Raw genomic sequence first — 14,248 nt, forward strand, 5'->3', positions numbered from 1 at the left:
AGGTGCGGGTCCGGCGGGTGATCAGGCGGCGACGCGGCGAACGGCGTCCACCAGTTTTGCGGGGTCGAAGGGTTTGACGATCCAGCCGGTGGCGCCGGCGGCGCGGGCGCGAGCCTTCTTCTCGGCATCGCTCTCGGTCGTCAGAACCAGCACCGGCGTGGTGCGATGGTTCGGATCGGCGCGCACGCCTTCGATGACGCCGAAACCGTCCATGCGGGGCATGTTGATGTCGGTGATGATGACGTCGGCGCCCCTGGCGGCCAGCGTCTCCAGCCCGTCCACCCCATCGACGGCCTGGATCACGGTATAGCCCGCGTCTTCCAGCGCCATCAGCAGCATGTCGCGCATGGTGCGTGAATCGTCGATCGTCAGAACGGTCTTGGTCATGCCAACGCCCCCTCGGTGTTGAAGTCGGGCGCGCCTAGAGCCGCCCATTGTTCTGTCCAATATTGGGACACAGACCCTAAGCTTAGGTTGACGCCGTCGGCGGCCCAGGTCTTGCGGGCCGACATGAGGATTTGCAGGCACAGCCCGCCCAGCCGCTCGACGGCCGAGGCGTCCAGCGTCAGGGCGTGACCTCGCAGAGCCAGCAGTTCAGCCTTCAAAGGCTCGGCTGCATTCAGGTCCAGCACCTCGGCCAGGATCAGGGTCTCGCTCATCAGAACTCCTCCCAGCCGTCTTCGACGGCGGCGGCTTGCGGTTTCAGGGCCGCGCCGCCACGACCGATGGTCTTCAGCGCGGCGACCATACGGTTGGCGGGCTTGGCGGCAGGGGCAGGCTTGCGAACCGGAGCGGGCGCGTGAGAAGCCTGCTGGTGCGACCCGACGCGGAACTGGGACACCGAGGCCTGCAGGCTTTCGGCTTCCTGGGCCAGCGAGTGGCTGGCGGCCGTCGATTGCTCGACCATCGCAGCATTTTGCTGAGTGACCTGGTCCATCTGGTTCACGGCCGTGTTGACCTGGGCCAGGCCGACGGCCTGCTCCTGGGCCGAGGCGGCGATTTCGGTGACCAGGCTGTCGATCTCGGCGACACGATCCACGATCCGTTGCAGCGCTTCGCCGGTCTCACCGACCAGTTTGACGCCGGCGCCGACCTGACCGGTCGAGGCCGAGATCAGGGTCTTGATCTCTTTCGCCGCCTCGGCCGAACGTTGCGCCAGGGCGCGGACTTCAGAGGCCACGACCGCGAAGCCACGACCCGCATCGCCGGCACGGGCGGCTTCGACGCCCGCGTTCAGGGCGAGCAGGTTGGTCTGGAAGGCGATCTCGTCGATCACGCCGATGATCTGGTTGATCTGGTTGGACGAGCCCTCGATGGCCTGCATGGCGGAGACGGCGTCTCGAACGACCATACCGCTCTTTTCGGCGTCGCCGCGCGCAGCCTGAACCACGTCGGAGGCCTGACGCGCGCCCGAGGCGGTCTTGTTCACCGTGGCTGTGATCTCATCCAGGGCGGCGGCGGTTTCCTCAAGCGAGGCGGCCTGCTGCTCGGTGCGGCGCGACAGGTCGTCGGCGGCCTGACTGATCTCGCTGGCGCCGGAACGGATCCCGGACACATTGCCGACCACGACCGAGATCGCCTGCTGGAGTTGGGCGATGGCGGCGTTGAAGTCGGCTTTCAACGATTCCGAACGCGGCGCGACCTCGACCGTGAACCGATGGGTCAGGTCGCCGTTGGCCATGGCCGAGAGGCCGTCGGCCAAGGCGTCCAGAGCGACCTTGTCCTCGGCGGCGACGCGGGCTTTTTCGGCTTCGTTGGCGGCGCGTTCCTGTTCGCTCATCGAACGATGCGACGCGGATTCCTGCTCAACGCGGACCTTGTCGAGGGCGGCGTCACGGAAGGCGACGATGGCCTGGCCCATCTTGCCGAACTCGTCCTTGCGGTCGGCGCCGACGATCTGAATGGCGGTGTCGCCCGCCATCAGCTTCTGCATATAGCCGATCATCGTGAAGATCGGCTGTGTGATGGCGCGGGTCGCGATCAGGCCGGCGACCAATGCGATCGCCAAGGCGGCGATCAGACCGACAATCAGGCCGATCATGGCGGATCGACTGGCAGCACCCTGCGCCTCAGCCGACGCTTGTCTAAAGATGTCGTTGTTGCTCTCAATCGCCGCGATCGTGTCTTCGATAGGGGCGACATAGTTGTCGGCGGAGCCATTGCGTCCAACCATCTGAACCGCCTGTGCGCCTCGACCGTCGCGAACCATGACGACGCCGGCTTCGACGACGTTCTTGTACCAGGTCGCGTTGGCCTCGATGACCTTGTCGATCGGAGCGGCGCGGTCGGCCGGCAATGCGTCGCGCAATTCCTGCAGCGCGGCGAGGAATTTGGCGCGGTGGGCGTCCAAACGTTCGAGGTAGTAGGGATCCTGAGACAGCAGGTAGCCGCGGAAGGCGTTTTCCTGGCGCGCCATGTAGAATTCAGCGCTCGCCGTAGCGCGGTTCGCTTCGTTCTCGACCGTGCGAACTTCGCCCGCCGCTTCCAGCCTGAGCAGGCTCATCACGACGACCGCGCCCATGATGGCGATCGCCGCCAGCACCAGACCGAAGGCCACGAACAGCTTACGGCCGACGGGCATATTCTCGATAATCTTCAACTCAGCATCCCCCGATGGATCGGTTATTCAAAAAATATAACTGTAGACGAGAGGGCAGCCAGACGGCGCGCCCGCGGACCGACGGTCGGCGTCGCATTTTTGCGGATCGATCGCCTTCGTCCGCAAACTTGCGCCTGTAGGCCGACATTCCATGCGTGTGATCATTTTCCCCGCCGTCCATGCGATCGAAGGGGCCTGTATCGCGGCATGTTGTCCCGGCGTTCAGAAGCCGATGGACGAAAGGCGAACGAGACATGGCGGTCCTTGATGCACCTGCATTGTGCCGATCAAGGATGAGGCGATGATTAATATTATTTCTGAACCACGCCGTAGGTAGGAATGCGTAGGAACGGCAGAGCTTGCTTCTCGTGGCCCGGCTGCCAATCCGTCGCAGTGATTACGTATTTTCACGCATAGAAAAATCGCCTATACGAAATAAGGCAAAAAAACGACAGGGAAGCGTTCGGGTGGTTTTGCGCAGGCAATATGCTTCATGGCGCAATTAGATTGCGCCGTTTTGAAAAGATCTGATCACCCAGTCTACATGCTGCGGCGCACAAAGACTTGGTGGGGCGGCCTTTCTGTCGCCTTTGTATCAGTATTGGTTGCTATCTCCGTTCGCCTGGCGCTCGAACCCTTCGGTCATTTCTATTATCTGCCGATGATCGTCGCCGTGATGGTCACGGCCTTGTTGGCGCGGCGGCTCTCCGTGCTGGTGGCGATCGGTCTGTCCATCACGGCCAACGAACTGATGGTGCAGCGGGAAGATGCGCTGGACTCGGCGATCAACGCGGCCCTCTTCGCCGCCGTTTCCTGGACCATCGCCGAGGTCTGCCGGCGCCTGGGCGGCGCGTTGAGAACCGCTCGGGCGCTGTCGCGCGATCTGGCCATGCGGGAGATGCTGCTCGACACAATCCTGACGTCCGTCCCGGTCGTGACGCTGGATCGCGAAGGCCGCACACAGCGCGTGACGCCGGCGGCGGCGGCGCTTCTGGGCGTGAGGCGCGACGAAGCGATGGCTCTGCCCTTTCACACGCTGGTGCCCGGTTTCGATGACCTGGCCCTCGAGTCGGCCCGGCAGGGCGGCGAGGTTCTGGCGCCGTCTCCGGGTTCCTGGATGGTCAGCCGGGCTGACGCCTGTCCTGTGCCGCTGACCATCCACGCCAATGTGTTGCCGGACGACATCGGGCCGGAACATATCCTCCTGGCGCTCGCAGATCAGAGTCAGGCCGAAGCGATCCGTAAACGCGAGCGCGACCTGACCGAAAGGCTCGACAGCGTCTGGCGTCTGAACTCCATGGGCGAGATGGCGGCGACCCTGGCGCACGAGATGAACCAGCCCCTGACGGCCGCCGCCGTCTATCTGCATGCCGGCCAGGCCGGTCTGGCCAAGGTGGGGCCGGCCGCCGAAGAAGCCAGTCGCGCACTGGATTTGGCCAGGACTCAGTTGCTGCGCGCGGGCGACATCATCCGACGCATGCGCGAACTCCTCTCGACTGGATCACGCACCTTCACCGAGGAGCGTGCGTCACAGATGATACAGGATCTGGTTCCCGTCTTCACTCTGATCGGGCGCGATACCGATGTCGTCATCGACATAGACGCCGATAACGAGGACGACCATGTGATGGCGGATCGAATTCAGCTGCAGCAGGCCCTGGCCAACCTGGTCCGCAACGCTGTCGACGCCGTCGTCGGAAGCGAAGCAGGCCGCGTGTCCATCGTCGGCCGTTCGGTCGGCCCCGAAGGCTACGAGATCGCCGTCGAGGACAACGGACGCGGCATTCCCACCGATCAGCGCGAGAGCATCTTCCAGCCCATGATCAGCACCAAGGCCGGCGGCATGGGCCTGGGGCTGTCCGTCACGCGCTCCATAGTCGAGAGCCACGGGGGCGCACTGACCGTCGGCCGTGGCAGACTTGGCGGCGCCGCCTTCACCTTTCGTCTGCCTCACAAATCGGAGCTCGACGCCGCATGAACCCGCATTCCGTCTTCATCGTCGATGACGACCCAGCCATGCGGGACTCGCTTGTCCTCATGTTGCGGGGGGCAGGCTTTCGGGCGCGCGCCTTCGTTAGCGCAGACGAATTTCTGGAGAACCTGCCCACAGACAAGAGCGCCTGCATCGTCAGCGACGTGCGCATGCCCGGCGTCGAAGGGCCGGAACTGGTTCGCAAGCTGAAGGTGCTGAGGGGCGACACCTGGCCCGTGATCGTCATCACCGGCCATGCCGACGTATCGCTGGCGGTTCAGCTGATGAAGGCCGGAGTCGTTGATTTCATCGAGAAACCCTTCGATCCCGAACAGATTCTGGACTGCGTCGGCCGCTGCATGGCCTCGCTGACCAGCCTGGAAGCGGACCGGTCGGCGCGGGACGAGGCCAGGAGCCGTCTGGCGACCCTGACCGCCCGCGAGCGCCAGGTATTCGACGCCCTGATCGAGGGCTGTTCGAACAAGGAAATCGCGCTGCGGCTGGAGATCAGCCCGCGCACGGTGGAGATTTTCCGCGCCAAGGTAATGACCAAGATGCAGGCGCCGAACCTGTCCACCCTGGTTCGTATGGGAATGCGCGCCGGCGACGCTTGAGCCGGAGGAGAATCGTCTCCACCTTAGGGCGGCAATGAGCGACCGGTCCGCAGGCCTCGCCCCGTCCCGCGTCACTGCGGTCCTGGGGCCCACGAACACCGGCAAGACCCATCTGGCGGTCGAGCGGATGCTGGGTCACGCCTCGGGCATGATCGGCCTGCCGCTGCGCCTGTTGGCTCGTGAAATCTATGAGCGGATCGTTCGGCAGCGCGGCACCGCCGCCGTCGCCCTGATCACGGGCGAGGAAAAGATCGTCCCGCCCCGCCCGCACTATTTCGTCTGCACCGTCGAGGCCATGCCGCTGGAGCGGTCGGTCGAATTCCTGGCCATCGACGAAATCCAGCTGGTCGCCGACCCCGAGCGCGGCCACGTCTTCACCCAGCGGCTGCTGCACGCGCGCGGCCGGTTCGAGACCATGTTCCTGGGCGCCGGAACCATGGAGCCCCTGATCCGCCGCCTGGTCCCGGACGTCGAGATCGTGACGCGGGACCGGTTGTCCACGCTTTCCTATGCCGGGTCCAAGAAGTTGACCCGCCTGCCCCGCCGCAGCGCCATCGTCGCCTTCTCGACCGAGCGGGTCTACGCCATCGCCGAGCTGATCCGGCGTCAGAGGGGCGGGGCGGCCGTGGTCATGGGCAGTCTGTCGCCTCGCACCCGCAACGCCCAGGTCGCCCTGTACCAATCGGGCGAGGTCGACTTCCTGGTCGCCACCGACGCCATCGGCATGGGTCTGAACATGGATGTGGACCATGTCGCCTTCGCCGGTTTGCGCAAGTTCGACGGGCGGCGGACCCGCTGGCTGCACGCGCACGAGATCGGCCAGATCGCAGGGCGCGCCGGGCGTCACCTTCGCGACGGGACGTTCGGCGTTACCGCCGAGGCCGAGGATCTGGACGCCGATCTGGTCGAACAGGTAGTCGAGCACCGGTTCGATCCGGTCGAGGCGGCGGAATGGCGCAACGCCAAGCTCGACTTCGACACCCTGCCCGACCTGCTGCGGTCCCTGACCGTCACACCCCAGCGGAGCGGTCTCAGCCTGACCGGCGAAGCTCTGGACGAGACCCTGCTGCGTCGCCTGATCAAGGACGAGGAGGTGGCGCGCATCGGCCGGTCGCGCGGAGCCATCATGCGGCTGTGGGAGGCGTGCCAGTTGCCCGACTTCCAGAAGACGACGCTGGACGAACACGCGCGGCTGGCCAAGGACGTCTTTCACGCCCTGACCGGCAAGCGCGGGCGGCTGACCGACGACTGGATGGGGCCGCGCTTCGCCTTCGTGGATCGCGACGACGGCCAGATCGACCAGCTGTCGGCCCGGCTGTCGGCCGTTCGCACCCTGTCCTATATCGCCAACCGCCCCGACTGGGTTCACGACGCGCAAGGGTGGCGCGACAAGACCCGCGCGCTGGAGGACCGGTTGTCGGACGTGCTGCACGAGCGGCTGACCGCCCGGTTCGTGGATCGTCGCACCACCGCCCTGATGCGCGCCCTGAACGTCCGAGAGGATACGTTTGCTGGGGTCGCCGACGACGGCGAGGTCACGGTCGAGGGCCAGGTGGTCGGCCAGTTGGAAGGCGTCAGCTTCCAGATGGAAAAGGGCGCCTCGGCGCTGGAGGACCGCACCCTGCGCCAGGCGGCGGTGCGCGCTGTAACGCCCGAGATCAATCGCCGGCTGGGCCGGCTGGCGGCCGAGAGCGACGAAGCCTTTTCCGTCACGCCGGACGGAGCCGTCCTGTGGCGCGGCGTGCTGACGGCCCAGATCGTGGCGACGCCGACCGGCGCCGATCCGTTCTCGCCCGTCGTCCGCCTGTTGGGCGAACTGGGTCCGACGCCCGCCCGCGAGCGCGCCAAACGCCGGATCGAGGCCTGGCTGGCGTCCGAGGCGGGCCGTGCGCTTCGGGATCTGCGCCGCCTGCGTCAGGCGGTGGAATCGGGGGCGCTGAAGGGCCTGCCGCGCGGGATCTCCTTCCGCCTGATTGAAGCTGGCGGCCTGATCGACCGGCGCGACGTGGAGCGCGATCTGGCGGCGCTCAGCCAGGTCGAGCGACGCACGCTGAAGAGTTTCGCCATCCGCGTGGGCGTCCACTCCGTCTGGCTGCCCGGCCTTCAGAAGCCGCGCGCCCGGCATTTCGCTCAAGGGTTCGTGGACGCGCCCCTGATCACGGCGACGCCCGACCTGATCCCGACGCCGGTCGAGGCGCCCTCGCCGCGCCTGCTGTCGGCCCACGGCCTGCGCCAGGCCGGCCGATGGCTGGTCCCGGTCGAGACGCTGGAGAAGATGGCCGACCTGCGGGCCGCGAACCACGGCAGGCTGTCCAACGAAGCCCTGACCGACCTGGGCTGGACCGCCGATCAGGCGAAACAGGTCATCGCCGCCCTGAAGACCGAACGCGCCCGCCTGCCCGACAAGCCGGGCGCCGCGCCCAAACCGGTTAAGGATTCGCCGTTCGCTGCGCTTGCGGTTCTGACGGAAGCCCCGCCTGCGCGGCCCAAGCGGCGGCGTCCGCGTCGGAAGGCGACGGCTTGAGCGAGGACGCCTGTCGCATCGATCTGTGGCTGTGGCGCGCGCGGTTCGTGAAGACGCGGGGATTGGCCGCCAATCTGGTCGAGCGGGGCGCGGTGCGGCTGACGCATCAGGGGCGGGAGACACGGCTGGACAAGCCCAGCCGCTGCGTCCACGTCGGCGACTTGATGACCTTCGCTCAGAACGGACGGGTCACCAGCCTGAGGGTGGAGGCGCTGGGCGAAAGGCGCGGACCACCCGAGGAGGCCCGCGCCCTTTATTCACCTACTGCTTGAGGGCTCAAGTAGCGCGAGGCGCGATAGCCCTACTGCTTAAGAACGAACTCGCCCTCGATGTGCAGCTTCACTTCGTCGGAGACGGCCGGCAGGGCGTAGTTGATGCCGAAGTCCGAGCGCTTGATCGTGGCCTCGCCGTCGAAGCCGGACTTGTAGGCGCCCATGACGGTGCCGGCGCCGTTGAACTCGACCTCGATGGTGACCGGCTTGGTCACGCCGCGCAGGGTCAGGTCGCCGACCACGGTCGCCTCATTGGCGTCGTCCGAATCCACCGTCACCGAGCGCGAGACGAAGGTCGCCGTCGGGTGGTTGGCGGTGTCGAAGAAGTCGGCGGTCTGCAGGTGCGCCTTCAGCCGGTCGTCGTTCGGCGCGACGTCGGTCAGCGGAATGGTGGCGGTAAGGGTCGAAGCCGACGGATTGGCCGGGTCCAGCTTCAGCTCGGCCTTCACGTTCACGAACTGGCCCGTGTAGGTCGACAGGCCGAAGTGGTTCACCGACCAGGTGATCTTGCCGTGGCTGGATTCCAGGTCGTAGTTCCCGGCGGTGACTTCGGCCGGGTTCTTGGTCAGGGCGGCCTGGGCCACGACCGCGCCGCCGGCGGCGAGGCTGAGCGCCAGAGCGCCGGCAACGGCGTATTTCATGAAGGGCGTGCGCATGGGGAGTTCCTGTCGATGGGACGGTGGATATGCAATCAATACAGTTGCGATTAAGCCTGACTGTTGTCAAGCGGCGTCGAACCCGCTTGCGAACGTCTCTCGCTTTAAGCCCTGCTGTTGACAGTTGGTTGCGTGGCCGCCATGTCGCAGGCCTCCCGCTCACAGCTTGCCCCCATATCTTCGCCCAATGACCTACATCGTCACCGACGCCTGCGTGAAATGTAAGTTCATGGACTGCGTCGAGGTGTGTCCGGTGGACTGCTTCTACGAGGGCGAGAACTTCCTGGTCATCGCGCCCGACGAATGCATCGACTGCGGCGTGTGCGAGCCGGAATGCCCCGTCGACGCCATCGTGCCCGACACCGAGGACGAGCCGGACGGCAAGTGGCTTCAGGTCAACGCCGAATACGCCAAGGTCTGGCCCAACATCACCGTCAAGGGCACGCCCCCCGCCGATCGCGAACAGTACGAACGCGAGACCGGCAAATACGAGAAATACTTCAGCCCCAAGCCGGGCAAGGGTTCCTGACTTAGAGCCCGGCGGCGCTCAAGCCTTGCCGCAAATCCACGTCCGCCCTGTGGACGTTTTGAAATTCCGCAGATTTGTGATAGGTTCTGTTTCATTGGATCGGGCGGTCGAAATCTTCGCGCCGCCCGTGTTTGCGACAGAATCCCGCCCACAGACGGGATCGGCCAGAGGTTTGGTGATCCGTTTCCGCATTTGACGCCTGACATCATCCCCTCCGACGGAGCGATCCGGCGGATGAGATTCTGTTTGCGTTTTCTGCGCCTTCGCGTCGCCCGGCCCTGAACCGGGAAAGGACGAATATGACGAGCAAGACTGGTCTGGAGTTCAAGGTTGGCGACGCGGTCGTCTATCCGGCGCACGGCGTCGGTAAAGTCGCGGCGGTCGAGACCCAGGAAGTCGCGGGCATGTCGCTGGAAGTCTATGTCGTGACCTTCGACCACGAAAAGATGACCTTGCGCGTTCCGACCAAGAAGGCCGCGACGGCCGGCCTGCGTTCGCTGGCCGCCGACGACGTCGTGACCAAGGCCCTGAGCACCCTGAAGGGTCGCGCCCGCATCAAGCGCACCATGTGGTCGCGCCGCGCTCAGGAATACGAAGCCAAGATCAACTCGGGCGACCTGATCTCCATCGCCGAAGTGGTCCGCGACCTGCACCGCGCCGACACCCAGCCGGAACAGTCCTATTCGGAGCGCCAGCTCTATGAATCGGCTCTGGACCGCATGGCGCGCGAAGTCGCTGCCGCCAACAAGATCGACAAGGGCGCCGCCGTCGAGCTGCTCGCCAAGTCGCTCAGCGCCAAGAAGCCGATCCCGACCGCCGAAGCCGCTTAATCTTCGACCTCGGACAAACGAAAAGGCCCCGGAGCGATCCGGGGCCTTTTTGTTTTTCGGGTCCTACTTGCCGAGCTTTCCCGACTTACCGGGCACGGGAACCAGGTTCTTCAGGCTGGGCTGGGACGCGTTCGCCTTGGGCGGCGCGACCTTCTTGGACTTGCCCTTGCTCTCTTTCACGGTGATCGACCTTTTCTGTGAGAGATCAGCCTAGCAGGCAGGCGGCCGCCAAATGAGGCCGCACAGGCCCGCGCCCATGGCTTTTGAGCCGAGACTTCCCAAATAGGAGAATGGTCGCCGAGAGCGAACCGCCCGCAGGCGGTTGATCGGATCCGGTTTGACCACCATGCGAAACCTTCGATCTTATGATCTGGCTCATCGAGCTATCCGTCGTGCGCGCCGCCGCGACGGGTCGTCCCCTTTCAATCAAGGGGAGGGCGGACGCATGATCGGCTATCTGATCCTGGTTCACCGCTATCCCGAACAGTTCAAACGCCTGTTCGACGCCGTCTATGATCCCGCCAACCAGTATGTCGTTCACGTCGATCGCAACTCCGGCCCCGAGCTGGAACAGCAGATCCGCCAGTTCCTGGCGCCCTACGCCAACGCCGACGTCATCGAGAGCCGGCGCGCCCTGTGGGGCGGCTACAGCCTGATCGACGCGGAGCTGCGCGGTATGAAGCGGCTGCTGGAGATGAGCGACGACTGGTCGGTCTTCGTCAATCTCAGCGGCCAGGACTTCCCGTTGAAGTCCCAGGCCGACATCATGGCCTTCCTGACGAAGCACAAAGGGCAGGAGTTCATCCGCGCGGTCGATCAGCGCACGATCCGTCCCGACACCATGAACCGGGTCCGCAACATGGTGTTCGAACGCCCCGGCGGCATCCTGCGCACCATCCTGCGCCGCCCGTTCCTGCGCGGCGCCACGCCCTATATCGGCAATCAGTGGATGATGGTCAGCCGCCGCTTCTGCGACTTCGTCTGCAACGACAAGGCGGCGGACCGGTTCAAGGCCTTCTATCGCCACACCTTCATCGCCGACGAAGGCTTCTTCCAGACCGTGATGAAGAACACGAACGCCCATGGGCCGATGGTCAACGACGACATGCGGATGATCGACTGGATCCCCGACGGCGACATCAAGCTGCGCCCGCGCACCTACACCCTGGCGGATCTGCCCGAACTGAAGGCCAGCCCGTCACTGTTCGCGCGCAAGTTCGACGCCGAGGTCGATGACGCCGTCATCGACGCGCTGGAGGACTGGATCGCGCCCGTCGGCGCCAACAGACCGATCCCGACCGCCGAAGCCGCTTAATCTTCGACCTCGGTCGAAAGAAAAGGCCCCGGAGCGATCCGGGGCCTTTTTTGCTGCTCGGCTATACGGGCTTCAGAAATACTCGGCGTTGGCCGGGCATTGGGCGCTGATGCGACGCGCGGTGATGCTGGCGGGAATATAGGGAGTGCCGCGCACGATCTGGGCGCCGCCGTTAAAGCTGAAGCTTGTATCCGTATAGGTCCCGTTCAGCCGCACGGCGATACGGCGGCCCTTGCGGTCCTGGCACGTGCCCTCGAAGCGGGCGTTGCCATTCCCCACCACCCGGGTCGGATAGGTGCAGCGCCACTTGTTGGTCGACAGGCCGCCGAAGAAGCGGTTGATCTCGCTGGGGCGAACGCAGCGCTGGAGAGTGTCGCGCTGGCCCACGGCGCTGGTGGTGTATTCCCAATAGCCGGGCAGCACTTCAGACTGGGCCGCCGTCTGTGCGGGGGCGACGGCGGGCGAGGCCAGCATGAAGCCGCCGGCGACGACCGGGGCCAGGACGGCGAGCGCCCGCTTGGGCAGACGGTCGATCAGCGACGGACGGGACATGGCGGCCTTCTGTTCAGCTTTGGTCTTCATGGTATGACGCATACAGGGCGGCATTTGAATGACGGCTGAACGAACCGTCTGGATCATGCGTCCAGACTCAGCTTGACGCCGAACCGCCTCTTCCCTTATACGGCCCCCTCTCGCGCGGGCAGGTTCCTGCGCGCAACTGTTCATGCGTCTTCTCCCATGCTCGGGCTGGACGCCGCATCTTAAGGATCTGACGATGTCGCGTCGTTGCGAACTCACCGGTATCGGCCCGATGGTCGGCCACAATGTGAGCCACTCGAACATCAAGACCAAGCGCCGCTTCCTGCCGTCGCTGAAGACGGTCAAGCTGACTTCGGACAGCCTGGGCCAGACGTTCAGCCTGCGGATCTCGAACGCCGCGCTGCGCACCCTGGACTACAAGGGCGGCCTGGACGTCTTCATCGTCAAGGCCCGCGACGAGCAGCTGTCGATCGCCGCCCAGCGCATCAAGCGCCAGGTTCGCGCCAAGCTGGCCGAGCAAGCCGCCGCCGCCTGATCGGCGACGACATAGAGTTCTGGAAGAGGCCGGTGGAAACACCGGCCTTTTTCTTTGCGCCCTTGCCGGCCCGCGCTAAGCCTTCCTCGCCAGACCAAAGGGAAGTTCGATGCGCATCAAGGTTCTGCTCGCCGCCGCGAGCCTTCTGACCCTGACCGCCTGCGCCACCACCCCGACCGCCGCGACGACGCGCGAATCGACCCCCTACACCCTGGCCACCGACCAGCCGTTGACGCCCGAACAGCAGGCGATGCGGTTCGACAAGGCCGATCTGACGATCAAGGTCATTCCCGCCGACCAGGCCATCGACGCGGTCGCCGTGCTGGACTTCACCGCCAAGGCCCCGCTGGAGGCCCTGGTCGTCGACCTGGATACGCTGCTGACCATCTCGTCGGTCCAGATCGACGGGGTCGAGGTCGCCGTCGACCGCTGGTCCAATCCCCAGGGCCGGCTGACGGTGCAGCTGGCCCAGACCCTGCCCGCCGGACAGTCCGTCGCCCTGCGCGTCGCCTATTCCGGTCAGCCGCGCGTGGCGCCCCGCGCGCCGTGGGATGGCGGCTTCGTCTGGTCTGCCGCGCCGTCGGGCGAGCCGTGGATCGCCACCGCCGTCCAGGGCGAGGGCTGCGACATCTTCTGGCCCTGCATCGACAGCCCGCATGGCGAGCCGGACCGGGTCGATCTGCACATCACCGTGCCGTCCGAGCTGTCGGCGCCGTCCAACGGCCGGTTCCTGGGCAAGGTCGATCACGGGGACGGCTGGACCACCTGGAACTGGACCGCCAGGTCGCCCGACACCTACGCCATCGCCCTGAACGTCGGCCCTTACGAAGAGGTCGCGGGCCAATATCGCAGCCGGTTCGGCAACACGATTCCGATGGCCTACTGGCATCTGAAGTCGGACACGCCGGAACAGGTCCAGGCCCTGTTCGCCCAGTTCCCGAAGATGCTCGATTTCTTCGAGGCGACCGTGGGCCCCTATCCCTTCGGCGACGAGAAGATGGGCGTGGTCGAGACCCCGCACCTGGGCATGGAGCACCAGACCATCAACGCCTATGGCAACGGCTACAAGATCGACGGCCGGGGTTACGACTGGCTCCTGCAGCACGAGTTCGCCCACGAATGGTTCGGCAACCAGCTGACCAACCAGAACGCCGACGACATGTGGCTGCACGAAGGCTTAGGCAGCTACATGCAGCCGCTCTACGCCCGCTGGCTGCTGGGCGACCGTTACATGCAGCGCGAACTGGCCGATCAGCGCGAGGGGCTGATCAACGCATTCCCCGTCGTCTCAGGCGCCCCCAAGACCGAGGACGAGGTCTACAAGGGCGATGTCGGGCCCGGCCTCGACATCTACAACAAGGGTTCGCTGATCAGCCATTCGCTGCGGATGCTGATTGGCGACGCGGCCTTCCACGAGGCGGTAACTCGCCTGGTCTATGGCCGACCCGATCCCCGGCCGGGCAATTTCGCGCCGCTCTATCGTTCGACGGGCGACTTCCTGGACATCGTCAATGCCGTGACGGGCCAGGACTATGGCTGGTTCTTCCAAGGCTATCTCTACAACGCCGCCTTGCCCGTGCTGGCGCAGACGCGCGAGGGCGGGACGTTGCGGCTGGAGTGGACGACAGGCGACGGCGGGGCCTTCCCCATGCCGCTTGAGGTCGAGATCGACGGCGTCGTCCAGACCGTGGCGATGCCCGGCGGCCGGGTCCAGATCGCGGTTCCTGCCGGGGCGCATGTGCTGATCGACCCGCAGAATAAGGTGCTGCGCCAGATGGACGTGATCGACGAACTTCAGGCCTACAAGGCGGCGCAGGCCGCGAAATAACGGCCCTTCTCCCATTGGGAGAAGGTGGCCCGGA

14 protein-coding genes are annotated in these 14,248 nt (G+C 65.5%); 9 read left to right on the forward strand and 5 right to left on the reverse strand.

From position 1 onward, the window contains the following. Positions 1-21 precede the first annotated feature (21 nt). From ACP7BH_RS08470 to ACP7BH_RS08480, 3 genes are read right to left on the reverse strand one after another with little or no spacing between them, the layout of a single operon-like run. Positions 22-387 carry a response regulator gene (locus ACP7BH_RS08470; protein WP_346494404.1) on the reverse strand — a complete coding sequence of 122 codons (366 nt, stop codon included), beginning with the start codon at positions 385-387 and terminating at the stop codon, positions 22-24. Next, positions 384-659 carry an STAS domain-containing protein gene (locus ACP7BH_RS08475; RefSeq protein ID WP_409716474.1) on the reverse strand — a complete coding sequence of 92 codons (276 nt, stop codon included), beginning with the start codon at positions 657-659 and terminating at the stop codon, positions 384-386. The genes ACP7BH_RS08470 and ACP7BH_RS08475 overlap by 4 nt, the downstream gene beginning before the upstream one ends. Then, the gene (locus tag ACP7BH_RS08480; RefSeq protein WP_425984770.1) at positions 659-2,581 is read right to left on the reverse strand and encodes a methyl-accepting chemotaxis protein; all 1,923 of its coding nucleotides are present in this window, start codon (positions 2,579-2,581) and stop codon (positions 659-661) included. Before ACP7BH_RS08480 ends, ACP7BH_RS08475 begins: the two co-directional genes overlap by 1 nt. A gap of 619 nt (positions 2,582-3,200) precedes the next feature. On the opposite strand from ACP7BH_RS08480, the gene ACP7BH_RS08485 reads away from it, so the two are divergent. Genes ACP7BH_RS08485 through ACP7BH_RS08500 form a run of 4 tightly spaced genes read left to right on the forward strand, consistent with a single transcriptional unit; the run spans position 3,201 to position 7,981 of the window. Then, complete coding sequence (locus ACP7BH_RS08485) at positions 3,201-4,577, forward strand: two-component system sensor histidine kinase NtrB (protein WP_425982080.1); 1,377 nt, start codon at positions 3,201-3,203, stop codon at positions 4,575-4,577. Next, on the forward strand, positions 4,574-5,185 hold the full coding sequence (gene fixJ, locus ACP7BH_RS08490) for a response regulator FixJ (protein ID WP_425982078.1): 612 nt from the start codon (positions 4,574-4,576) through the stop codon (positions 5,183-5,185). Before ACP7BH_RS08485 ends, fixJ begins: the two co-directional genes overlap by 4 nt. Positions 5,186-5,219: 34 nt before the next feature. After that, positions 5,220-7,709 carry a helicase-related protein gene (locus ACP7BH_RS08495; RefSeq protein WP_425982075.1) on the forward strand — a complete coding sequence of 830 codons (2,490 nt, stop codon included), beginning with the start codon at positions 5,220-5,222 and terminating at the stop codon, positions 7,707-7,709. After that, complete coding sequence (locus ACP7BH_RS08500) at positions 7,706-7,981, forward strand: RNA-binding S4 domain-containing protein (RefSeq protein WP_425982073.1); 276 nt, start codon at positions 7,706-7,708, stop codon at positions 7,979-7,981. The genes ACP7BH_RS08495 and ACP7BH_RS08500 overlap by 4 nt, the downstream gene beginning before the upstream one ends. A 29-nt stretch (positions 7,982-8,010) precedes the next feature. Here the strand turns inward: ACP7BH_RS08500 and ACP7BH_RS08505 are convergent, their stop codons facing one another. Continuing rightward, positions 8,011-8,637 (reverse strand): YceI family protein, encoded by a 627-nt coding sequence (locus ACP7BH_RS08505; protein ID WP_425982071.1) that lies wholly within the window; start codon positions 8,635-8,637, stop codon positions 8,011-8,013. Between the two features lie 187 nt (positions 8,638-8,824). On the opposite strand from ACP7BH_RS08505, the gene fdxA reads away from it, so the two are divergent. From fdxA to ACP7BH_RS08520, 3 genes are all read left to right on the forward strand, one after another. After that, positions 8,825-9,166, forward strand: a complete 342-nt coding sequence (gene fdxA, locus ACP7BH_RS08510) for a ferredoxin FdxA (protein WP_017505910.1) — start codon at positions 8,825-8,827, stop codon at positions 9,164-9,166. Between the two features lie 299 nt (positions 9,167-9,465). After that, positions 9,466-9,996 (forward strand): CarD family transcriptional regulator, encoded by a 531-nt coding sequence (locus ACP7BH_RS08515; RefSeq protein WP_135194663.1) that lies wholly within the window; start codon positions 9,466-9,468, stop codon positions 9,994-9,996. Between the two features lie 445 nt (positions 9,997-10,441). Then, positions 10,442-11,311 carry a beta-1,6-N-acetylglucosaminyltransferase gene (locus tag ACP7BH_RS08520; RefSeq protein ID WP_425982069.1) on the forward strand — a complete coding sequence of 290 codons (870 nt, stop codon included), beginning with the start codon at positions 10,442-10,444 and terminating at the stop codon, positions 11,309-11,311. A 72-nt stretch (positions 11,312-11,383) separates the two neighbouring features. Here ACP7BH_RS08520 and ACP7BH_RS08525 read toward each other — a convergent pair whose 3' ends face one another. Further along, positions 11,384-11,893 carry a DUF3617 domain-containing protein gene (locus ACP7BH_RS08525; RefSeq protein ID WP_425982067.1) on the reverse strand — a complete coding sequence of 170 codons (510 nt, stop codon included), beginning with the start codon at positions 11,891-11,893 and terminating at the stop codon, positions 11,384-11,386. 193 nt (positions 11,894-12,086) lie between these two features. Here ACP7BH_RS08525 and rpmB point away from each other — a divergent pair, with 193 nt between their 5' ends. Together rpmB and ACP7BH_RS08535 are read left to right on the forward strand one after the other, a co-directional pair. Further along, positions 12,087-12,386, forward strand: a complete 300-nt coding sequence (rpmB, locus tag ACP7BH_RS08530; protein ID WP_135195581.1) for a 50S ribosomal protein L28 — start codon at positions 12,087-12,089, stop codon at positions 12,384-12,386. Between the two features lie 109 nt (positions 12,387-12,495). Further along, positions 12,496-14,214 (forward strand): M1 family metallopeptidase, encoded by a 1,719-nt coding sequence (locus tag ACP7BH_RS08535; RefSeq protein WP_425982064.1) that lies wholly within the window; start codon positions 12,496-12,498, stop codon positions 14,212-14,214. Positions 14,215-14,248 lie beyond the last annotated feature (34 nt).

Origin of the sequence: Brevundimonas sp. TWP2-1, from assembly GCF_049897645.1 — a bacterium.
Lineage (GTDB): Bacteria > Pseudomonadota > Alphaproteobacteria > Caulobacterales > Caulobacteraceae > Brevundimonas.

Excerpts from the sequence above, each read along its gene's own strand:
- rpmB (WP_135195581.1), top strand. The coding sequence starts at position 12,087 with ATGTCGCGTCGTTGCGAACTCACCGGTATCGGCCCGATGGTCGGCCAC.
- ACP7BH_RS08480 (WP_425984770.1), bottom strand. The coding sequence starts at position 2,581 with ATGCCCGTCGGCCGTAAGCTGTTCGTGGCCTTCGGTCTGGTGCTGGCG.
- ACP7BH_RS08505 (WP_425982071.1), bottom strand. The coding sequence starts at position 8,637 with ATGCGCACGCCCTTCATGAAATACGCCGTTGCCGGCGCTCTGGCGCTC.
- ACP7BH_RS08515 (WP_135194663.1), top strand. The coding sequence starts at position 9,466 with ATGACGAGCAAGACTGGTCTGGAGTTCAAGGTTGGCGACGCGGTCGTC.
- fdxA (WP_017505910.1), top strand. The coding sequence starts at position 8,825 with ATGACCTACATCGTCACCGACGCCTGCGTGAAATGTAAGTTCATGGAC.
- ACP7BH_RS08525 (WP_425982067.1), bottom strand. The coding sequence starts at position 11,893 with ATGAAGACCAAAGCTGAACAGAAGGCCGCCATGTCCCGTCCGTCGCTG.
- ACP7BH_RS08470 (WP_346494404.1), bottom strand. The coding sequence starts at position 387 with ATGACCAAGACCGTTCTGACGATCGACGATTCACGCACCATGCGCGAC.
- ACP7BH_RS08475 (WP_409716474.1), bottom strand. The coding sequence starts at position 659 with ATGAGCGAGACCCTGATCCTGGCCGAGGTGCTGGACCTGAATGCAGCC.
- ACP7BH_RS08535 (WP_425982064.1), top strand. The coding sequence starts at position 12,496 with ATGCGCATCAAGGTTCTGCTCGCCGCCGCGAGCCTTCTGACCCTGACC.
- ACP7BH_RS08495 (WP_425982075.1), top strand. The coding sequence starts at position 5,220 with ATGAGCGACCGGTCCGCAGGCCTCGCCCCGTCCCGCGTCACTGCGGTC.
- fixJ (WP_425982078.1), top strand. The coding sequence starts at position 4,574 with ATGAACCCGCATTCCGTCTTCATCGTCGATGACGACCCAGCCATGCGG.
- ACP7BH_RS08520 (WP_425982069.1), top strand. The coding sequence starts at position 10,442 with ATGATCGGCTATCTGATCCTGGTTCACCGCTATCCCGAACAGTTCAAA.